Annotated in this window: 14 protein-coding genes; 4 read left to right on the top strand and 10 right to left on the bottom strand. The window is 50.1% G+C overall.

Annotated features, from left to right (window positions below; all coding sequences use genetic code 11):
- Positions 1 to 19: 19 nt before the first annotated feature.
- The 7 genes from D4L85_RS14280 to D4L85_RS14250 all read right to left on the bottom strand — a co-directional run bounded on the left by D4L85_RS14280 (position 20) and on the right by D4L85_RS14250 (position 13,052).
- On the bottom strand, positions 20 to 3,088 hold the full coding sequence (locus D4L85_RS14280; protein ID WP_160143730.1) for a LamG-like jellyroll fold domain-containing protein: 3,069 nt from the start codon (positions 3,086 to 3,088) through the stop codon (positions 20 to 22).
- 159 nt (positions 3,089 to 3,247) lie between these two features.
- On the bottom strand, positions 3,248 to 4,300 hold the full coding sequence (locus tag D4L85_RS14275) for a LamG domain-containing protein (RefSeq protein ID WP_160143729.1): 1,053 nt from the start codon (positions 4,298 to 4,300) through the stop codon (positions 3,248 to 3,250).
- Between the two features lie 51 nt (positions 4,301 to 4,351).
- A complete protein-coding gene (locus D4L85_RS14270) occupies positions 4,352 to 5,839 on the bottom strand; it encodes a RagB/SusD family nutrient uptake outer membrane protein (protein ID WP_119754927.1) in 1,488 nt (495 codons plus the stop codon).
- 11 nt (positions 5,840 to 5,850) lie between these two features.
- On the bottom strand, positions 5,851 to 8,934 hold the full coding sequence (locus D4L85_RS14265) for a SusC/RagA family TonB-linked outer membrane protein (RefSeq protein WP_119754926.1): 3,084 nt from the start codon (positions 8,932 to 8,934) through the stop codon (positions 5,851 to 5,853).
- 11 nt (positions 8,935 to 8,945) lie between these two features.
- Complete coding sequence (locus D4L85_RS14260; RefSeq protein ID WP_228450895.1) at positions 8,946 to 10,718, bottom strand: hypothetical protein; 1,773 nt, start codon at positions 10,716 to 10,718, stop codon at positions 8,946 to 8,948.
- Entirely contained in the window at positions 10,715 to 11,980 is a 1,266-nt protein-coding gene (locus D4L85_RS14255; RefSeq protein ID WP_228450894.1) for an MFS transporter, read from the bottom strand. Before D4L85_RS14255 ends, D4L85_RS14260 begins: the two co-directional genes overlap by 4 nt.
- Positions 11,981 to 11,984: 4 nt before the next feature.
- Complete coding sequence (locus tag D4L85_RS14250) at positions 11,985 to 13,052, bottom strand: glycoside hydrolase family 130 protein (RefSeq protein ID WP_228450893.1); 1,068 nt, start codon at positions 13,050 to 13,052, stop codon at positions 11,985 to 11,987.
- 207 nt (positions 13,053 to 13,259) lie between these two features.
- Here D4L85_RS14250 and D4L85_RS14245 point away from each other — a divergent pair, with 207 nt between their 5' ends.
- Entirely contained in the window at positions 13,260 to 17,396 is a 4,137-nt protein-coding gene (locus D4L85_RS14245) for a hybrid sensor histidine kinase/response regulator transcription factor (protein WP_119754925.1), read from the top strand.
- 198 nt (positions 17,397 to 17,594) lie between these two features.
- Positions 17,595 to 17,966 (top strand): VOC family protein, encoded by a 372-nt coding sequence (locus tag D4L85_RS14240; RefSeq protein ID WP_119758794.1) that lies wholly within the window; start codon positions 17,595 to 17,597, stop codon positions 17,964 to 17,966.
- A gap of 151 nt (positions 17,967 to 18,117) precedes the next feature.
- On the opposite strand, the gene D4L85_RS14235 is transcribed toward D4L85_RS14240, so the two are convergent.
- Together D4L85_RS14235 and D4L85_RS14230 are read right to left on the bottom strand one after the other, a co-directional pair.
- A complete protein-coding gene (locus D4L85_RS14235; protein ID WP_119754924.1) occupies positions 18,118 to 18,804 on the bottom strand; it encodes an ArsR/SmtB family transcription factor in 687 nt (228 codons plus the stop codon).
- 74 nt (positions 18,805 to 18,878) lie between these two features.
- Positions 18,879 to 19,538 (bottom strand): hypothetical protein, encoded by a 660-nt coding sequence (locus D4L85_RS14230; protein ID WP_119754923.1) that lies wholly within the window; start codon positions 19,536 to 19,538, stop codon positions 18,879 to 18,881.
- 234 nt (positions 19,539 to 19,772) lie between these two features.
- On the opposite strand from D4L85_RS14230, the gene D4L85_RS14225 reads away from it, so the two are divergent.
- Positions 19,773 to 20,897, top strand: coding sequence for an acyltransferase family protein (locus D4L85_RS14225; protein ID WP_119754922.1), 1,125 nt, complete (start codon positions 19,773 to 19,775; stop codon positions 20,895 to 20,897).
- A gap of 28 nt (positions 20,898 to 20,925) precedes the next feature.
- Here D4L85_RS14225 and D4L85_RS14220 read toward each other — a convergent pair whose 3' ends face one another.
- Entirely contained in the window at positions 20,926 to 21,900 is a 975-nt protein-coding gene (locus tag D4L85_RS14220; RefSeq protein WP_119754921.1) for a GlxA family transcriptional regulator, read from the bottom strand.
- Between the two features lie 107 nt (positions 21,901 to 22,007).
- Here D4L85_RS14220 and D4L85_RS14215 point away from each other — a divergent pair, with 107 nt between their 5' ends.
- Positions 22,008 to 22,433 (top strand): VOC family protein, encoded by a 426-nt coding sequence (locus D4L85_RS14215; RefSeq protein WP_119754920.1) that lies wholly within the window; start codon positions 22,008 to 22,010, stop codon positions 22,431 to 22,433.
- Positions 22,434 to 22,435: the final 2 nt, after the last annotated feature.

The raw sequence follows: 22,435 nt of genomic DNA, 5'->3' as shown, positions 1-22,435 counted from the left end.
CACTGCTTGGAGTGACTCCTTACTCAACGGAAACCTTCTTATAAAAAACTCCAGTTGAAGTTTCGACCCGGAGGATGATCATTCCAGGATGCGTGTTGAATTCAAGGTGGTAGTTGTCTCTCGCTTCATCGTACGAATAGGATGCGTTAATTCTCGCTCCGGTTATTGTCATGAGGTCTATGCGCTTCACGTCTTGAACGCGTTCGATGATGACAACGCCATGCGACGGATTTGGATATAGGGTGAGCTGATGGTCGGTTTCGGCTGGGACAGCGGTGATTTCATTCCACAATGATTTCAAAGTTTCAATTTCGTCAGGAGCCAACGCTTTATCGTAGATACGCACTTCGTCGAGCGTGCCTTTTAAATAGTAGGCGGCTTCGTCTACGGCCTTCCGGCCAAAGGTAATGGCTTTTGCCGTTGTCGACATCAAGCCGGAAGCGGCGGAAAAAGTATCCAGGGTTCCGTCGCTATAAAGTTCCATGGAATAGGGCGTGTATACGACGGTGAAATGATAAAAGCGATCTAGCTCCAATGGAAAAGAGCTGTCCAGGTCTTTTGTGCCGGACGCCGATTTCACGGTCCAGCGCAACCTCTTTGTGGGGGTGACGGATACTTTCCATCGTTCTTCCCAACTGCCGTGCGATAGTATGAAGGATTCCTCTGTCACGGCATCGAGCTTTACCCAGAAGGAAAGAGTTATCTCGTTTTGAAAATTCAGGCCTGTCGAATTGTCGACATAAATAATATCACTTCCGGATGAAAATTTATAGGCTTTATCCGGCTCGCCGCGCGCGTCGTTTGTTTGCTGTGTGCCCTCTCTGTGCGCGTTGCGGCCGTTGCCGCTGTAGTCTTTGACATCGCCGTCCAGGGGATAGTAGGCAAACGAGGCCGTCGTGCCATCACTTAATTTCTTCACGAGGACTTGCTGTTGCCCTGTCGCCTTCAGGTCATCTTCGTTGGAAACCTCGCATGTAATCGTGTACAACCCTTCATTTTGTGGAGCACTCCAACGGATCAGCGAATCGTTTTGATTGACGAGGACGCCGCCGGAAAAACTCCAGGTGTATTGTAACGGACCTCCGTGACTGTTGGTGGCATTGCAGATGATGGATGATTCACTGCCGGTAACAAACCATTTCTTATCGGCAGTAAACCCAGCAATGACCGGCGGGACCGGAATTCTTTCTACGACGGTGAGGTTGATACTATCTTTTGCGGAAGCTGCACCTGAAGTTATCTTAAGCAAAATCTTATACGTTCCCTCCACTTCCGGAACAGTCCAATGAAAGATACCTGATGAAGACGATTCTTTTAAAATATCGTTAACATACCAGCTGTATGTGGTCGCCCCCGTCGCATTTTCCGCCGCGCCGTAAACATCTACCACCTGATTAAATTCAGCGCGCTCCTCTTTGGTATCAAGGGATTTGATCCGGAGCTTGCCTGTGAAATCATATCCATAATGATAGTCCACCACGTCGTTGCCGACGTATAGTTTTCCAGCCTTTGCAACCGTTGTTGCGTTTTGAGGAAGATATACCAACAACACAGCTTCATCGGCTGGTATGGTAAGGGTGGTATTTCCGGTAACGGAGGTCTTTATTACAGTCTCTGAAATAGCGTTGTAGATGTCATACGTTTGGGCTCCTAATGGAAGCGTTACTACTTTGGGTACGCCGTAAGGATTATAGGCCAGGAACGAAGGAAATTTATGCTGACCAAAGAAATCTGTTTTATTAACATCGAGCAATAAAATACCATCAACATCGGTCGGATCGACAACTGCCGCAAGATATCCCACACTCGATGAGCTGTACAAACTCAAGTTCGTTTCTGCCCATCCCCCATTTACGGCATCGCCGGTAGCATATAATTTTTTTCCGTCTTTGTCTTCTTTCAAAGCTTCGTAGGCAATGACCGACTGCGGATCGTGCGCCGAGCTCCAGTCAAAATCATCCTGGCTGGTTTGTGGCAGGTATTGGGAATAAAACAAACGACTGGCGTTCGCCAGGTTGAGCGTCCATTTCGCTATGGCGCGTGCGAAACGTTTATCGTATTTCACCATGGGCACAAGCGCCGCCGCCTGCTGAAATCCATTCATGACAAACGCATAATCGCTTCCTCCATCATTTGCCTCCCCGATGAGACCCGAAACATCGGCCCCATTCCAGTTGCCGACAATGGTCCCCCAGCCTCTGAGTGGACCGCGGTTAAAACTCCAGTTGACCATCTTTTCCACATCATAGGCTGTCCCCGTTTCCGCATTCATTTTTGCCGCCATGAAAGTGCCATACGGAAGCTGGAGCTCATACGACGGATTGGCGGTTAGTGTTGACAAAAACTCGAGCGCCATTTGAGCGCCCTCTAAATATTTTTTATCGCCGGTTTTTCCATAGGCATGGTATAGCAGCCAGGCAATGGTTCCGGCCGATTCAGGTTCTATCACACCGTTGCCGTTCGGTGTCATGGTGAGCAGGTTAAAGCCACGGTAGTTCATTTGAGGAGCTGCCCAGGGCGTGGTGGTGCCACCCATTGTTTTCACCGCGTCGAGCCAGCGGTCTGCGATCGTGGTGAGTTGTTCATTAAAATCGGTCAGGGTTGGATATTGTGAATACAACTGGTAGAAATAAACATTCGGCATCACGTCATACCACCAATCGCTGCCGCTGGTCGTGGCGTAGCCATTGAGGTATACATTTTGTCCGTTTGCCTTGTTAAAAAAATCTTTGACTTTGATCGCCCAGTTGACGCCATTCTGATTTGATTTATCAATTCCGACAAGCGTCGCGCCCACAATAGACGGAATGATATTGATCGCTTCGGCCGGGTTGCCGGGAGAACCTACATAGGTATCGAGAAGGATAGGTTGCAATGCAGGATAATTCGTGCCGCTTGATTTCAAACTGATCACGGGCAAAAATTCGCCGGTGGCACCGGTAGAAAAAATAAATTCATCGTACTTCACGGCGACATCTTTCCAATCGCGCATCAGGTAGGGCGAAGGAAGATTGGGCATCTGCTGAACACGGGCTATGTCAATTTGCCCGGGTTGTGCGTAGCCATTGATCAAATTGATCCATAACAAATTCAACCAAATTATCTTTCTAGCGCATGCCTTTATCATTTTCAGTTTGGTTAAAGTTCCCGGTTGAACCTGTGTCTTCGTCTGTGGCCTTTGTGCAATGGAATTAAAAAAAGGAACAGTAAAATTTTCACTGTTCCTTTTTTCTATCAACACGGTGGATTACGGTTTTTCAGAAGCGTAGATGCTGGCCACTTGCGAAGCCGTGAGAACGGATTTGTAAATTCTAATGTCATCGAGTGAACCGTGGAAGAATCCACCCCATGCCAAGGGAATAATGTGATCGTTGTCGAAGTTCGTATCGGTAGCAGCGTATTTGTCCGTCGGGAAATCCTGACCGATCACAAAATTATACGGCGTACCGGAGATTGACCGCGCATCGCCGGGCGTATTGTCCCATGCCAACACCAATTCTCCATCGACATAGAAGACCATGTTACCACCGCCGAAGGTGGCAATCAGGTGATGCCATTCATTGATCGGAAGATTCTGTTGGGAATCTCTATCGTAGGTTCCACCATCGGGTTTGCCAATGCTCAGGAAAGGACGGTTAGCTTCCTGCAGTTCGAATTTATAACCGATCCAGGACTGTAAACCGATGAAACGGTTTCCGGGTTTGATCTCGTCTGCCTTTACCCAAATGGAAATCGAGATCTTGGTCGGATTCAACGCGGTGTTATAGGGAACTTCAATATTGGCACCTTTGTCAAAGTGAAGCGCTTTGTTTGCTGCGCCAAAACGATCGGTAGACCATGTAGGAACACCTGCACCCCAGCCGGCAGGACCGGTTTTGAACGCGCCATCAAAATTATTCGTCGATTCATCGTTTGCGGTAGTTCCGGTACCTTCGTCAAACTTCCAGCGAGCCACTAAATTGGCAAGGTCAATCGGCTCCACTACTTTGGCCTCGAAGGCCACCAATGCGGCCTGCAAATTGGCCAGCGCACTGTTGACTTTAGCTTGTTCGGCACCTTTGTCGGCGACGACTGCTTTAGCAGCGTCAACGGCAGCCTGTAGTGTGGCTTTGGAGCCTGACTGATACTGACCTTCGAGTGTTCCTTCTTCTGCGCTGCTAAGAGCATCTTCAATCTCTGTAATGGCTGCGCTAAGCGCGGTCTTATCACCTTCTACCGGGCCGTCATCACTGGAGCAGGAGGCAATGAACATTGCCGAAAGCAGTGTTATCCCCATGAGCATTAATTTTACTGGTTTCATTTTCATAAAGTTTAAGTTGTTAAAAATTTAAATTCGACATGTTGGACTGGGCTATTGATCAATGGCAGGATTCGTATCGAGTTCGGACTGTGGTATGAGAAAATACCGGTTCTTGTCATAGGAAAAACCGGTTCCTTCCAGCGCGGCTTCGGCGACGACTTTGCCGTAGCGCATCAGGTCGAAGAAGCGGTGAAACTCAAAGCCGAGCTCCACTCTTCGTTCGTGACGGATGGCTGTGCGAACGCCTTGCTGCCCCGTGTTGGCTATATCGGGCAAGAGGTCGGTCGGCACTGCGCCCGCGCCGGGAAGATCCACATCGTATAAATAACTTTCCCGAGCGCGTTTTCGCACGGCGTTCAAAGGGGTCAAAGCCTCATTGGTGCGATTCAATTCGTTGAGCGCTTCTGCTTTTATCAGCAGGATATCGGCGTAGCGCATATAGACGTAGTTCAGCGCACCATCATTGTTGACCGGACCTTCGCGCAAAGGCTGGATATGTTTTTTCTGCAGATACCCGGTCGGAGACCACGCCGGGACGTATGCTTCACTGTTCACCCAAAGTTGGCCTTCCCTCCCCACGGTGTAATCAAGTCGCGGATCAACCACGGCTGCGTCCGTTACTTCAAACTCGTCGATAAAATTTTGCACGGGCACATTCACCACGTATCCATTGTAGATCACCGGACTAAAATATTGATTGAGGTAACTGCCCAGCAGCGGTGATTGTCCGGCGAGATGCTGGATCTCAAAAATCGATTCGACATTGTTCTGTGTGGAGTCGATGAAGTTATTTTTATACACCGGCACCAGCTGGTAGATCCCGATCGCTTCGACTTCTGCCGTGGCGTTCAAAGCTTCCGTCCATTTCTCCTGGTAGAGATAAACTTTCGCCAGCATGCCCCAGGCCGCACCTTTTGTGGCCCTGCCGATGTCGGCACCGGTATAGGACTCGTCCAGTACCGCGGCGGCTTCGTTCAGGTCTTTTTCGATCTGTTCATAAACGTCGCTTACCGATACTTTGGGTTTGTAAAGTTCGCTGTCGTTGAGCGGTGGGTTCAGCTTTAAAGGGATCTCCCCAAAAATATTGACGAGGCTAAAATAAAAGTACGCTCGCAGGAATTTTGCTTCACCCAGCAGGCGTTCGCGCCGCGTCACATCCATGTCGATTCCGCTACCGTAATACAGCAAATAGTTCGCACGGGATATGCCTTCATAAAACCGCTTCCACATTCTGTCGAGGATGCCGTTGTTGCGGGAGTAGTTAAAGTCGTCGATGTACTGAATGTCGATCAGGTCACCGGGCTTGCCGCCGCGCACGGCATCGTCGGATGCTACATCTCCGAATACCCACAAGGCATTGTCGGTCGTCGTAAACGAAGCGGCGTTGTAAATGCCTGTCAGCGCCAGGGTGGCTTGTGATTCTGTTTTATAAAAGGTGGCACTCGAGTAGGCACCCTGGAGGTCTTCCTTTAAAAAATCAGAGCAGGCGCTTACCGCGAGTATGAAGCCTGTCAGAAAGAGTGTATTGATCTTTTTCATAGTTGTCTGTTTTAGAAAGTAGCACTGACACCGAGGTTGAATGATTTTGCGGAAGGATATGTACCCCAATCCATTCCGGAGGCGCGGTCACCCTCACCCAAAGCATTGTTGCTTACCGTCATTTCAGGATCAAGCCCCGAGTACTTTGTAAAGGTGAGCAGGTTTGTTCCGGAGAAATAAATGCGGACAGATGAGAATCCATAGTTCGCCAGTAAAGACGCAGGAAGTGTATAGCCAAGCTGGAGGTTCTTCAGGCGTGTATAGGATCCGCTTTCCAGAAATCTGCTGGAGTAGACAATGTTGTTGTTACCCGATGCGTCCCAGGACGCGCGCGGAATTTCATTCGACGTACCCTGACCTGTCCAGCGATTTTGGTAGTAGCGTTCCGTAACATTGAACGGCCGGTAGAATCCTTCAATATCACGATTCAGGACGGAGAATATTTTTTGGCCGTAAGCTCCCTGAAAGAATACAGAAAAGTCCCAGTTCTTAAATCCCAGGTTGATCGTAAGCCCACCCGTAACTTTGGGAATGGCGCTGCCTACGTGTTTCCGGTCGTGATCGGCATCGATGACGCCGTCCTGGTTCTGGTCTTTGTATTTGACGTCTCCCGGCTTTACACCACTTACCGGTAAAGCGTGCGTGAAGACTTCGCCCGCATCCTGAAAGATCCCTTCGGTCTCATAGAGGTAGAACGATCCGATGGGATGGCCTTTTTCGGTGAGCGTTAGGAAATCGGATCCATAAGTTCCTGCTCTTAACGGAGCGCTTATATCCACCACTTCGTTATGCAACGTCGCCGCGTTACCACTGATGGTATACCGGAAAGCTCCGATCGCATTGGAGTAGCTCACGGCAAGTTCCACGCCGCGGTTCAATACTTCGCCATCGTTTACCCAGGGCGCACTTGCTGTTCCGGAAGATGACGGCAAGGGCCGTCTTACCAGCAGGTCTGTGGTTACTTTATAAAAATAATCCAGCGAGGCCGTGAACTTTCCGTTGAGGATCGCGATGTCTGCGCCGACATTAAGCTGGTTGCTGGTTTCCCAATGTACGCGGCTGTTGCCAAGATCGGTCACAGCATACCCCACGCCCTTCACCGCACCGAATGGATAATTATAGCCGGTGTTGATCTGGTCGGTGAAAGCATAGTTACCGATCTCCTGGTTACCGATCGAACCGTAGCCCGCGCGCAGCTTCAACATGTCGATCGTCTCGTTGTCGACGAGAAATGATTCTTTATCAAGTCGCCATCCCAAAGATCCGGCGTAAAAATTCCCCCAGCGGTTGTCCGGCCCAAACCGGGAAGAGCCATCCCTCCGCAGCGTGACCGAGGCAACGTATTTTTCTTTGAAGTCATAATCTACTTTTCCAAAAAATGAAAGCAGCGCATTGCCGGTCTTGGACTCATTTGTTTCAATGAGGCCTAGTCCTTTGCCGAGATAGACCAGGTTTGATTCCTGGTCCGGAAAATTCTTTTGACTGGGGTTGAGTATATAATTGTCTACTTTAACCGATTCGGTGCCGAGCAGGAATGCAAAGTGGTGATCATTAAAGTTCTTCGTGTAGGTTAGAAAATTACTGAACGTGATGGTTTGGAATCTTGCGTCCGTCACGTCGAGACGGTTTATGTTGTTGATCCGGTTGTTGGTCCCCCACATCCGGTCGAACCTTCGTTGGTTCTGGCTGGTAAAGTCGATGCCGACATTCGATGTGAACTTAAGCCCTTCCATAGGCTCAAGGACAATAAAGAATTTTCCAAACAACCGGTTGCTCACCAGTTTGTTGTTATTGTAGGCCAGCATGCCCACGGGATTATAACCATCGCCGAATAGATCATACCGTTGCGGCAAATCCGTAAAATTGCCCTGGCCATCGTATATGGGAATGGCGGGTGTGCGGAAGAAAGCATAGCGCACAACACTGCCGCCATTACCACCGGCGCCATCACCGGAGCTGCCGACCAGATCGGTCGTTGCCTTGGCTACGTTCAGGTTGACACCGGCCTTTAACCATTTTTTTATTTGCGAATCCACGTTCACGCGGCCCGTCACCCGCGAATAGTCGCTGTTCTTGATGATGCCCTGCTGTCCGAAGTAATTGCCGGCTACAAAGTATCTTGTTTTACTGTCCCCACCCGATACGGAAATGCTATGGGTTTGCAAAACGGCATCCTGCCGCATGATCTCGTCGACGTAGTTTACGTCCGGCAGTGTCGCGAGCATGTCGTCGGTGATCAGCTTGCGGAAAAACAACGGGTTGGTTTTCGTGGCGTTGTCTGTGTTGGCTGCTTCATTGTAGATCTCCGCATACTGTGCCGTGTTCGCCATTTTGATCAGACGGCTCGGCCGCTGAATGCCCACCTGGCTGTTGAACTGGATCTTCGGAGCACCACTGCTTCCGGATTTTGTCGTGACGATCACAATACCGTTGGCCGCCCGGGCGCCATAAACCGCCGCAGCGCTGGCATCTTTCAGCACACTGATGTTCTCAACATCCTGCATCGATACAGAGGTGATATCCAGTGTTGGCACACCATCCACAATGTACAGCGGACTGTTCCCGCTGTTGATCGAACCGACACCGCGGATCCGGACGGAAACTCCTTCGCCCGGAGCACCCGTGTTTTGTGAAACGACCACCCCCGGTGCCCGGCCCTGCAAGGCCTGATCGATAGAACCTACCGGCACTTTGTTCAGGGTCTCTGCACTCACCGTATTGACGGCGCCGGTGATCTTTTGCTTTTCCTGTGCCGTATAGCCCGTCACAACGACTTCCGTCAGGAGCTTGGAATCTTCCGCGAGGATCACGGAGAAATTTTTCTGTCCTCCGACCGGTATCTCCTGGCTGATATATCCGATCAGTGAGAATATCAGCGTAGCGTTGTTGAGGCCTTCGGGGATCTGGAGGTTGAAAACTCCGTTGGGGTCGGTGATGGCACCAGAGGTCGTGTTCTTAATGACCACATTCACGCCGGGGAGCGCTTCCTGGGATTGCGATTTGACCGTCCCCGTCACGATGGTTTGCGCGGAGGCTTGCACGGATACAGCAATCGTTGCCAGTGTGAACAAAAAAAGATGTATACATTTTTTCATAGACTTGAACTTTATCGGGCTAGTGAGGGGATATAGGCGACGATCTTGGAGCCGATGGTATACTTTCCATCGTGGATCTCCATTTTACTTCCGGAAGGCAACACCACAATGAGCCGCGCTTTCTTCGACGGGATCTCAAAGCAGTTTTCTTCCGTTACGTCCCGGCTGACATACTCGTGGGTGAGCGCGTCGTAGAGGTCTACTTTTTCTTTGCCGGTGTTGTAAAAGCAAACCGACTTCAGCGTATCGTATGGGTTATAATACAAGTACGTCGGCAGTGAATTCTTCTGGTAGAAGTCTGTGGCGGTGCAGTTAAGCTGGAGTATTTTCTCAACGTTCGTTTTTTTGACGATCGCGCCGAAGATCCCCACCTGGGCAGAACTGTACAAACTGAACATGGACGTTTCCGGCTGGCCCTTCACCCACTGCGGGCCATCGCCCAGGGCAACGGGACTGGTTCCCTTTAAGGATGCTTTCTTATATATATAGTCTTCCTTGCGAAGTCCTTCATAGGCAATGACATTCTTGGTGATCTCCTTTTTCTCGGGCAGCCATTGATGCTGGTCGTCGATATCGTAGGGATAAAATAACCGGGCGGCGTTGCTCACGTTCAGCATCCATTTGCCGATCGCTTCGGCGTAGCGGCTGTCGTACTTCACCATCGGCACCAAGGGCCACGACATATCAAAGGAGTTCATCAGAAATGCGTAGCCGCCGCCATCGGTAATGCTTCCCTGCAAACCGTGCACATCATATTCGTTCCAGCGTTCGGCGATCACGCCCCAGCCGGTCCTGCCGTCTTTTGCCTTGCAGCCTTCGAAGGTCCAGTCGAGGATCTTTTTCACGGGATAATTTGTGCCGTGTTCCGCATTCAGTCGCGCGGCCACCAACGCGCCAAACGGCATGAGCACTTCATAGAAGCGACTTTCTTTCTGATTCACAAACGCATCCATCGCCGACTTGGCGCCACGCAGGTAACGTTCGTCACCGAATTTCTCATAGGCACAGAGCAATACATACGCATGACCGGCAGCAACATCCTGCTGATGCGGGATGTTGTTGGACACACCCTTCATCTGGCTGTAGTCGAAGTAGGAGTAATCATAATTTCCTTTCAACACCGAGTCCGCTTTAAAGAATTGCTCGGCGATGATGTGCTGGAGGCTATCGGCCTGGGGTACGTTGGGAAACAACTCGCAGAGGCCGTAGTATAAAACATTCGGGAACACATCATACCACCAGTCGCGGCCATAGCCACCCCCCAACGAAGCGACGGCGGGATTGGTGTTGTTCATCATGATGTTCCAGCCGTTGGCAGAATTGAAATAATTCTGCGTCATCTTCACATAGTTGAATCCATTCTGATGCGTTTTATCGATCCCCACCAGTCCCGCACCCAGTAAGGAACCCATGGCGCATAGGGCTTCGTGATACTCTTTGTTCCCGGCAGGTCCTTGTCGTGTGTCGCCGATGACGGTGAACATACCAAAGGTGTTTTGCGGCATGTTCCGCTTTGCACTGTCGATCCAGATGAATGGAAGATACTGGCCTTTCAGCTCGAGGTTGAATACATACTGATCAAAGTGGTGCGCCTTCTCGTACCAATCCGTCATCTTAAAAGGTGAGGGCTCGTCCGGCATCATCGCGATGCGGTCGATGACGACTTGCTGGACTTTTTCAGGTTTCGGATGACAGGCGGTAACGAATAGTAAAGCAAGCAGGAAGTATACCTGTCCCCGGGCTCCGATCCGCTTCTCATTCCGTATCTTCTTCAGTAAGATCATGACGTTTGTAGTTTATAAGATTCCCGAACAATATGTCTCGCCAACGGTATGGAAGCCAGCTGAACAACGGCGATCACGATCAGCGAATATTTTAAAGCAAAGCTCTCGGAGATGTAGGTGGCAAAGGCGATGAAAAGCCCCAGCCCCAGGAACCTGCCGACGTAAAGTCCGAACTCATGGTTGAAGATGTAGGTGAACTTGTTCCGTTTTTCAATTTTGGAAACCACATCGATCACCTGCATCTGGATGGGGAAGTACGCAATGTCGTGCAGCGGCTGGAACAGCACTTTGCACAGGACAAACACCATCACACCAAACGCCGAGAAGAGGATGCCGTTGACCAGCGTGCCCAACAAGAAGATGGCCAGTCCGGCAGAGAAAATGTAAATGCGATGTTCGGGTTTTGTCGTGCGCCCCAGGAGGTACAGCATCAAAGCCGTTATTACACCACTCACACCCTGGGCCAATCCCAGGGAACCTTCGTTACCCACCATGCGCATGATCAGGATCGCCGGCGCCGTAACCAGGTAGCCTTGCGCCAAACCTTTTAGCCCGGCCAGCGTCAGCATTTTTCTCCACAGCGTGTGAAATTTGAAGTAGAGGAATTTTTTCTCTTCGGGATTTTTGAATTTCTCCTTGTGGATCACCACGCTGGAAAGTATCGTGAGCAGGAACACGACGATCGTCACCATCTGATAGCCGCTGCTCATATTGCCACCAAACCATCTGCGCGAATCCGCCGTGGCCAGAAACGCACCGACGACAACGGGGACCAGAATAAAAGTGATGGTATAAAAGAAAGTCTCCAGTCCGTAGTAGTAGTTCCGGTTGGAATCATTCGTTGTGTTCAACGCCAACAGGTCGCGGTTAGACCAGAAGAAACCAAAGGAGCATCCCATCAGGATCCCGGCTATTCCCACGCCGGCCACCGAAAGATTTTGGAGGCTCATCATCACCAGCATGGAAAGGCCGCTCAATAGCATCCCGAAACTGTACAGCGTGGAAATTTTTATGCGGCTCAGCAAAAAACCATTGAGCAAAAAGGTTATCGGAATACCCGTGTATACGGTCAGCTGATAGACGGCGACAATTTTCGGATCATTCGAGCTGCGCATGATGTAGGCGCCCACAAATATCTCGATGACCGGAAGCACAAACGCATAGATCATGTTGGTCACCAGCAGCACACGCATCTCTCTCGGCATGTGCAGGAAGTATTGATATTCTTCCTGTGGCTTTTTTAATAGGGCAGTTAACGTCATGGGCTTATTTTATTAAAAGCGTCCGGAGTATAGATTTGACAGACAATTCGGCGCCGCAGATCACTTCGTCGCTGGCGCCGTAGTATAGGGAGATGGTATCCTCTTTCACCAGGTGGCCATTGGTGAAGACCACGTTGCCAAAGAATCCTTTTAATTCATAGGGCTCCGAGGGTTCCATCAAGGGAAATTCGGTTCTAGCCAGTACGTTGGAAGGGTCGTTCAGATCGAGCAGTAAGGCGCCAAGACAATACCGGTGATCGGCATCCGCGCCGTGATAGATCTCCAGCCAGCCCTCGGAGGTTTTGATGGGTGCTGCACCGGCCCCGATCCGCGCGCTGTCCCACATATTTGCGCGCGTCGTGGCAATGCATTTGTGATTTCCCCAATGGATCAGGTCGGGCGACTCCGACAGCCAGATAAAATTCCCACCCAACTGCGGGCTGCTGGGGCGGTGCAGTGCGTAATATTTTCCGTTGATCTTCTCTTCAAAAATGGCGCAGTCTTTATTATGGGGCGGAAAGATCATGCCCCTGCGATCGTAGCTGTTCCAATCTTTCGTCTGGATCAATCCAACGCCCACGCCCAACGCCGACACCATCGTATACGTGAGGTTGAAGGTCCCTTCGATCTCGGTGACGCGGCAATCCTCGATGCCGTAAGCTTCGAGTTTGTCCTTTCCGAAGATGGGAGTATAGCCTTCCGGCTCGTGAAATACTTTCCCATCAGGGCTGCAAACCAACCGGAGATGCGAGAGGGTGGTGAGGTAATCTTTTCCTTTGTAGCGGATCACCCGTGGGTCGGAACCATCCAGGTCGGGATCGGTCTTCCGGAAGTGGAGGATCTCGATTCCCCCGTAGTCATTATATATAGGTACACTGATGTGCCCTGCCTGCTGCACGGGGCGCTCGGCCACGCGGACCAGCAACCAGGTCATGTCCTGGAATCTGAAAACGCCCGGGTTCAGCAGGCATTCAATGACCATCCCAGCCCGGCTGGGCTCCAGATCCGCCGGTTTGAGCAGGGGATTTTGTTTGAATCTTTTGGCAAGATCGATCGCAAGTGCATTCTCCATGGTTAGGGTTGCAATCGAAATAGCACTCGATTGCATGGCGCAATGTGACCAAAATCGCCCCCCAACCTGTCCGCCATCCTTTTTATTAAGTTCTCCCGGTTATCAACCTTGGAAATTGAGAACCGGCTGGACACAAAAGCACCCGGGTGGACAAATAAATGGAGTTTGCCAGCGCCGGAATCTTTAGGTTTGTATAGGCCCCCTTGAATGGCCGGTATCATGTTTGGTGTTCTGCTTCTTACGGCGCTATCGAATCTGGTACAGGGCGACAGTGCTTCCCCCTGGCCCTTTCAGCATGTCGACAAAAGGGCAAAACTCTCCAACAGCGCGATCACTTCGGTCTACATGGATCAATATGACTATGTATGGCTGGGCACCTGGGACGGACTGAACCGCTATGACGGCAGCTCTATTAAAGTATACAAGCCCGATCCTTTCCTGAAAGGGACGATCAGCAACAACATTATCCGAAATTTCCTGGAAGACGGAAAAGGAAACCTGTGGATCGTGACCCACCAGGGTATCAACAAATACAACCGCACCACCGACTCGTTTCAAACTTACCTCGACAGCCTGAACGACATTCCATTCCTGGAATACAATATCCGCGCCTGCATCGGCGCAGACTCCGCGGTGTGGACCAGCCTCATCGGCAAAGGCATCAGCCGGTATGCGGCAGAAAAGAATGCGTTCATGCCGGTGAACTTTGAAGGCGTTGATGCATCGTGGCTTCGGTCCGTGATCAACCTTGGACAACATGAAGGACTGCTGTATCTTCTTGGCAGTGATGGCAAGCTGGTGTGTACGGTCAACAACCGGTTGGTGTTCAGCAAACAGCTGGCAAACCGAAAGCCGATCGCCTTCCACACCTTTCTTCGTCTTGGAACGCGTTACCTGCTGGCCATCGCCACCACCGATGGTCAACTGCTCTTATATGATCTGGCCGATGCTGAAAAAGGACCGGACCATATTGATCTGGGAAGCGTCACCGTCTCCTCGCTATCGGAAAACCTTGACCACACCGCGCTTTGGCTGGGCACCGAGGCCGGGGATATTTTCAAGATCACAGAAGCCGCCGAAGGACTCTCAGTCAAGTCCATGAATTCCTATTTCCCGGCTTTTTCAAAAGCGCATATAAAGATCCTGACCATCACGGAAACCAAACAGGACATCGTGTGGGTGGGCACCGATGGTGATGGCGTTTATAAATTTCTGACGCGGGCAAAAACTTTCTACTCCATCCCGAAAGGCCAGCCGGAAAACGGTCAGCTTTCGCACAGCATCATCCGCTCGGTTTACGAAGACAATGCCGGGACACTCTATATTGGGACGCGCGGCGGCGGACTGAACATTATCAATCCCGGCCAGACAAAAACAAAGATCGTCAACACCACGAATGGCCTGAGCAACAACGCCGTGCTCTCTATTAACAAAGACCATGAAGGGAATATCTGGGTAGGTCTCGACGGCGAAGGCATCGATATGATCGAAGCGGGCACGCACAAAATATTTCACTTCCCGGAAGACTTTGAAAACGACAACGACCTTTCGTTCAGCTCGGTCTATGCCATCTGCGTGGATGCGTTCAACGACATCTGGCTCGGCACGAGCGGGTATGGCATCATTCACCTGAAAGTGATCAAGACCCCGCGCGGATACCGGCTCAAGGAATATGATCAGCTGTCGCACCCCGACAAAGGCCGGCCGATCTGGATCAAGAGCAATATTGTGTACGCCATCGTAGAAGAAAAACCAAACACCCTCTGGTTTGGCACACGCGGAGGAGGCGTCTACCGGTACAATGCGTTGACCAAGAAAATTGAAGATCACATTCAAGCCGATCCACGCGACAAAAACAGGCTGAGCAACAACGATGTGCTGAGCCTGTACCTGGATCAGCATGAACAACTCTGGATCGGCACCAGCGGCGGATTGAACCGGCTCTTCCTTCAAAGCAGGCCCTATCGCCTGGAGCACTTCACACAACACGAGGGGCTACCCAACAACACCATCCACGGCATACTCGAAGATCCGAAGGGCAACATCTGGCTCTCGACGAACCACGGCCTGGTCATGCACGATGCCGCGAAAAATACGTTCAAGAATTTTGATACGAACGACGGCTTGCAGAACAACGAGTTCACCGATGGCGCGGCATTCCGGTCCAGGACTTCTGAGAAACTTTTCTTCGGCGGCATCGAAGGATTGGATGTCGTCTACCCCACCAAGGTGAACACACAAAGTTATTTCCCACGCCTCACGGTCACTGAATTTCAGGTGCGGAACGCCGTGATCATGCCCCGCGACGGCAGCCAGATCCTCACCGAGAATATCGACCGGACCGAAAACGTGACGCTGAAGTATGATCAGAACTTCATCAGCTTTTTCTTTACGACGCTGGACTACTGGAATAAACAGAAAAGCGAATACGCCTATTTCCTGGAGAACTTTGACAAAGACTGGAACTACATCGGTCAGCAGCAGGCCGTGACGCTGACCAACATTCCGCCGGGCCAATATAAGCTGAACATCAACTACACCAATGAAAATGGCGATTGGGCTCCGCTAGCCAAAACCATCAACATCATCGTGACGCCACCGTTCTGGAAGACGTATTGGGCGTACGGGTTCTATATCCTCCTGGCGATTGCCTTGCAACTCGGTATCATCCTGTATATCCGGAGGAGAACGCGGGCAAAGAAAGCGCTGGCGATTGAAAAATTTAAAGCCCTTCAGTTAAAAGAGCTCAACGACTACAAGCTGCAGTTCTTCACCAATGTCGCCCACGAGTTCCGCACTCCGCTAACCTTGATCCTCGGCCCGGTAGCCTCCCTGTTGCACAAGAACAAGGACGTCAATGACCAGCAGCAGCTGAAAACGGTCTACAGCAACTCGCTGCGGCTTCAGAAGTTGATCGACGAACTCATCCAGTTCCGGAAAATAGAAAGCGGCAAGGACATGCTGACGCTCTCGACGATCGACCTCGTACCCTTCACGCAGGAAATCGTGGAGTCCTTCCAGCAGCATGCGACCGACTATGAGGTGCATCTTGAATTTTATCCGGAGCCGGAATCGCTGCCCGCGCGGGTCGACTATAAAAAAATAGAAAAGATCCTGATCAACCTGATCTCCAACGGCATCAAGTACAATACAAAGGGAGGCATGATCAGCGTGTCGCTGAAGGAACGGGAAGGCCGGGCGTTTTTCACCATCCGCGATGAAGGCATCGGCATTGCCGAAGAGAACCGGAACAAGATCTTTGAAAGCTTCTACCACAACCCGGCGGAAGTGCTCGACCCCAATGGTTTTGCCAAAAGCACCGGCATCGGGCTGTCACTCACCAAAAGCATGGTGCAAATACACCGGGGAGAAATACAGGTAGAAAGCAAGATCGGAAAAGGCAGCACCTTCACCGTGATGATCCCGGTCGCCCGCGAATACTATCTTGATCTGCCGGAAGAAAATGCCATGATCCTCCCCTCTTCGAACCTGGTGGAGAAAATATCCCTTGAGTTTGACACCAATCACTACGTGACGGATCAACCCGAAAAGGCCCTGAACGCTGCTGCAAATGCGCATGCCTATTCGCTGCTGGTGGTGGACGACAATGTCAATATCATCTCGTTGCTCGAGAACATGCTTTCCGATAAGTACAAGATCTATAAAGCCCGTAACGGAAAAAAGGCCCTGGAGATCCTCGAAGAAGAACGCATCGACCTGGTGATCAGCGACGTGATCATGCCCGACATGGATGGCCTCACGTTGTGCAAGAACATCAAGGAGGATATTCAAAGCAGTCACATCCCCGTGATCCTGCTGACGGCCAAAGGAGAGATCGAGAACCGCATCGAAGGGCTCCAGGTTGGCGCGGATTCTTACATTCCCAAACCTTTTCACCCCGAACATCTTTTTATCCGCATCGAAAAGCTGATCGAACGCATGGAGCTGATCCGCAAAAAATTCAAAAACCTCGACGACCTCGAGCTCACCCACCTCTCCACCGGCATCGGCGAAAAAGACGACGACTTCTTTTCCAAAATAACCGAATGCATCCAGCTTCACCTGAGCGAACCCGAATTCAACGCCGACACCATTGCCGAACACGTCAGCATGAGCAAAGCTTCGCTGTACAAAAAAGTGAAGACCATCACCGGCATGACGCCACACGGCTTAATAAAACAATACCGCCTGAAAAAAGCGGCCGACCTGTTAAGAAACACCAACCTGAGTGTCTCCGAAGTGATCTACGAAACCGGTTTCAACAGCCGGTCTTATTTCTATAAATCTTTTAATGAAATGTTCCACTGCCATCCGAAAGATTTCGACCGCGCCAAAGGGGCTTAGGAGGCTCGATTCCTATCAGGATCCACTGAAAGTAAAAAACCCTCAAGTCGAATGATTTGAGGGTTTTGTTTTATGCATCGACGGGTGAAGCAGTCAAGCATAAATGCGCGGCCTGGGTCAGCGGCAAATTATTTTGATTTCCCTGTCCAATCCCTCGTCTTCCGAGCATTACCAGGGCAACAACTAAAATATACTTTTATGTTTATCAAAATCATGTACTTCGTACAGTTTGTCAGCGACCAGGACAAAGCGCTTGACTTTTACACAAAACTCGGCTTTGAAAAGCGCGTAGATTATCCCGGTCCTGAAGGTCGGTTTCTAACGCTGGGCTACCAGGGACAGGATGTCGAGATAATGCTTTGGAAAGGAGCAGCGATGCCCGGGACTTCCAAGGACTTAAATCTCGGGTCCATCTTCATCGAGTCAGTTGATCTAAGAAAGGACTTTGAAGTGTTGCGTTCGAAAGGTGTCAAATTTTTACAGCCTGAACCGGAAGATTATGCTTTTGGTGTGAGAATCGCGGCGCTTGATCCTGATGGAAATCGGATCGAGCTTCGTCAACGGAAATGACGAATCGGTTGGAGTGCTCCGGGCGGAACTCAAAATTGAACCGCAAAGACGCAGCGGCGCAAAGTTAGCGCAGAGAAAAGCTGTGCGTTGACTTTGCGTCTCCGCGGTGAAAAATTTGCTTCGAAGTTGGAGCGCAAACGAACATTGTCCGTCACACTACCAACCCAAGCAGGTCATAAATTTTCTTCTGACCCAGCGGCGTAATGGAAACGATCCTCGAATTTTTAACCCGCTGCAGCCATTTCAATTCAAAGAGCCGATTGGCCAGCGCGGCACCCACAGCGCCCGAGATGTGCGGGCGCTTTTCACTCCAGTCGAGACATTGGCGGGCAAGGACTCGCTTGCTCTCTTTCAGTTCCGGTATGGAGATCTCCAGGCGATCAAACCATTTTATTCCGCTGCTTGAAATCACGAAGTCTCGCTGGTTCACTTCGATGATCCTCCTGGACAAAAGTTTTTCAGTGATGGCAACCCCGACTTTGCCGGCGAGGTGGTCGTAGCACGTGCGGCAGTACTTGATGCGGCTGCTATTGGAAATGTCATCGGGCGGCATCAGGTTTTCTTTTGGCACCAGGTTGGCAATCGCCTCGATCACGTAAGCCACGTTCGGATTGGCAAATTGATAATACCGGAGCCGGCCGCGTTTCACAACCGAAAGAAGTCCTGCTTTCACAAGTTTGGCCAGATGCATGCTGGCATTTTGCGCGGACAGATCGGCGGCGATAGCAAGTTCCGTGGCGGTATGCATGCGTCCATCCAGGATCTTCCAGAGCATTGTAGCGCGTGCAGGCTCCCCGATGAGCAGCGCGATGGTGCTAAAGTGGCTTACTTTTTCCATACAGCAAGGTAATCAATGAGCCCGACAGGTGCCGGACCTGTCCTCAAAACTACGGCGATCATTTTTTAAAGGTTTTATTTTAGTTGGATTAAAATGCTTTTGTTGTCCTTCGCTGCAAGCAGGGTGGCCTGCGATTGGGCGGGAATAAAAATGAAGTCGCCCGCATTCAGAAAATGTTTCTCCCCCGATACCGATGCCGTTAGGGGCCCGGAAATATTCAGTAAGAAATACGGGCACGGAGATGAACTGAGCGATAATGCTTTGCCTTGTGACCCTTTCAGATCATATACATTCACCCGCTTTTGATTGGACAACAAGTTCACGTCCGGCGCCACGATGGGCTTACCATCGCGTTGTGTTGCGTCGTGTTTTATCTCTATCACCATACACCGCATAGTGGACCCATCCTGACTCCAGACCCGGTGTGTTGTCGGGGTCTCGTCGTACGGCCGGTATAGCATATTCCCAATGTCAACCGGCGTGACGACCGCTGCTTCGCCGGGGGCTTGAATAACCAAGGGTGACTTTGTCAAGAACACTACCACGGACGCAGCGCGATGAACGTGCATTGTCGTAGTATCCGAACCCCTGATCGTCAGGTCCAGAACGCGCACAAATTTGTTTTCGAATACGATTTTATGGAAGGGATCCTCCTCTACCGGGACTTGGGCCCGGATCGAGGGGATCAGAAATATAAAAAACAAAAACGCGACGGAAGGAAGGCATTTTTTCATTGTCCAAGGCTTTTCTATCAAAGGTAGGGTCACCGCCCTTTCGATAGTTCAGCGACGGCTTAAGTATGGAATTCGATCCGGGTGGATGCGTAAGAATTTCGCAAAAAACTACGATTTGCTTTCCTTTTAAGTTGCTATTTTTGAACCCGTGTGCTCGTTTCAACGTGCCGCCGGGATCAAACCTCGTCAAGAAATAAAAAAGAAAGGGCGGACCGCCGGCACAAAATACTTTACATGACCACTACAGACTCCCTGACTGCTCCAAAGCGGTACTTTTCAAACTTAGACGGTCTTCGATTTGTATTGGCGATGGTCGTCTTTTTTGCCCATTCACGTCTCGGTGTGACGTTGATCTCGGTTATTCCCTTCGACTTTGTTAAAAGATTGGTCAGCGTTTTTTCAAACGGCGGCCTCGGCGTTTCATTTTTCTTTACCCTCAGCGGCTACCTGATCACCTATTTGATCATCGAAGAAAAGGAAACCTCGGGAGCTTTTCATATACGGAACTTCTACATACGCAGAGCGCTGCGGATCTGGCCGTTGTATTATGCCACGCTGTTATTTACATTCTTTATCTACCCGATCATTAAAGTTAAACTGGGCTATCCAAACGAAAACCCATACCATTTTTTATACCAGCTGCTGTTTTTAGGAAACTTCGATAGTATCCAGGTACACCAGTTCGATTTGGTCGGCCTCGCTCCCATGATGATTGGGATTAACTGGTCTATTGGCATAGAAGAGCAATTCTATATTTTTTGGCCGGTGCTTTTTTTGCTTTTCCGTGGACGAAGATTTTGGATCGCCATCACTCTCGTCATCGTATCCAGTTTTTTTCTAAGGACCTTTGTTCTGCAGGGTCCTGCATTATACTATCACACCTTCTCGCGCATGTCCGATTTGGCTGTGGGTGGACTGTTGGGCTATCTGTCGTATTACAACAAGACCTTTGTTACCCGGATGGAGCAGATGCCAAGATGGGTGGTCTGTGTGATCTATGCGTCCGGCTTTCTGCTGTTGATGTACGGTACCCATACGGTGGACAGCACCGTGGTATCTTTATTTTTTGGCTTTGTCATCGTGGACCAGAATTTTGCAAAACGATCGTTTTATAAATTCGGAGACCACAAACTTTTATCATCCCTTGGCAAGTACAGCTATTCCCTCTACTTGCTTCACCCGATTGGGATCCAGGCAAGCATCTTGATCTTCCGATTCTCGAAATTGGACCCCCTCGCTGGATTCTTCTACGGGGTGTTGTATGCCTTGATCGCCTTGATAGCGTCTATGGCGCTTTCTATGCTCAGCTACAGGTTTATTGAATCTTACTTTTTGAATCTGCGAAAAAAATTCTATTGATGCGGCTCTTTCCCGGCATTCTCCATTGTCACTCCGCATTCTTGTTATACCGATTCCGGTATTCTACAGGCGTTAAGGCTGTGGTCTTCAGAAAGAGATCTCTGAACGTCTTCATATCGGAATAGCCGATCTCCCACATGATCTCATTGATGGTCTTTCGCCCAAGTTCCAACTCCTTTTTCGCAGCCTCAACCTTGATACGCTGAATATACTCAACGATCGAATTCTTGGTGGCCTTCTTGAACCTGCGCTCCAGCGTTCGCCTGACGGTTGAAAACTTTGAAGCGATGTCGGTGACATTGAATTTTTCATGAAAGTTATTTTCAATGTACGCCTGCACGGCTTCGATCAGTTTGTCGCCATGTCCTTTCTGACCCCGGAACATCATAAACGAAGCCTGGCTGGTGCGTTGAATGTCCAGCAGAAAAAACTTCGTGATGGCAATCACAATTTCCCGGTCCGTATATTTCTCCAGCAGAAACAAAAGCAGGTTCCAATAGGATGTGCCGCCTCCGCTGGTGTAAATGCCATTTTGTTCCGTGATGATCTTGTCGTCCACCAACGTAACGTCCGGATAGTAAAAATTAAATTCATTCGAATACATCCAATGTGTCGCGCATTTCTTTCCTTTCAGAAGGCCGGTCGCCGCCAGAAGGAATGCGCCGACGCAATAGCTTGCAATCTCCGTTCCCTGTTTGTATTGCTTGATCAGCCAGGGAAAGTAATGCCTGTTTTGCTGCGTAGATTTTATGACGTCGCCCAGGAGTGCCGGGATAATGATCAGATCGGCGTGGTCTACCTCCTCCAGCGTTTTGTCGGCTTTGAAAAACAAGTGCTTGTTGCCGATAAAGATCTCTTTTGAGAAACCCACGAGGCTGACATCGAACATCTTTTTTTTACCACCTGCCTGGAGGAGTTCGTTTGCCTTATCAAAAAGCCTCACGGTGTCCGTGATGCTGGAGGCTACGGCGTTTTCCGCGATCACGATGGCAATGGTTTTCATACAGCGAAGATAACACAATTGATTGTCGCAATAGCCCCCTCAAAATGTCGAAATATCCATACTGATTCGGGGTTTAAAGACATAGTTTTGTTTAAAAATCAACCAAAATGATGCGATTAGACCCCTACCTGAATTTTAATGGGAATACCGAGGAAGTATTCAACTTTTACAAAAAAGTGTTCAAGAACGATTTCACCAGCCTCATGCGATTTGGCGATATGCCTGGCGGAGAAAAAATGTCTCCGGGAGACCGGACGAAAATCCTCCATGTGGCACTGCCCGTGGGCGACAATGTTTTGATGGGAACCGATGCACTGGACTCGATGAATCAAAAAATCTCGGCGGGCGACAATTTTAGTATCAGCATCACGCTCGATGATGAAGCGGAAGCGACCCGGATCTTCGATGCGCTATCGGAGCGTGGCGATGTCATTATGCCCTTGGGCAAGGAATTCTGGAGCGACCTTTTCGGTATTTGCAAAGACCCGTTCGGAATTCAATGGATGATCAACTTCAGACCAAAACAAAAATGAAT

This window comes from Chryseolinea soli (assembly GCF_003589925.1).
Lineage (GTDB): Bacteria > Bacteroidota > Bacteroidia > Cytophagales > Cyclobacteriaceae > Chryseolinea > Chryseolinea soli.
Note: the sequence above shows the minus strand (reverse complement) of the source record. Positions and strands in the feature narration are given on the sequence as shown.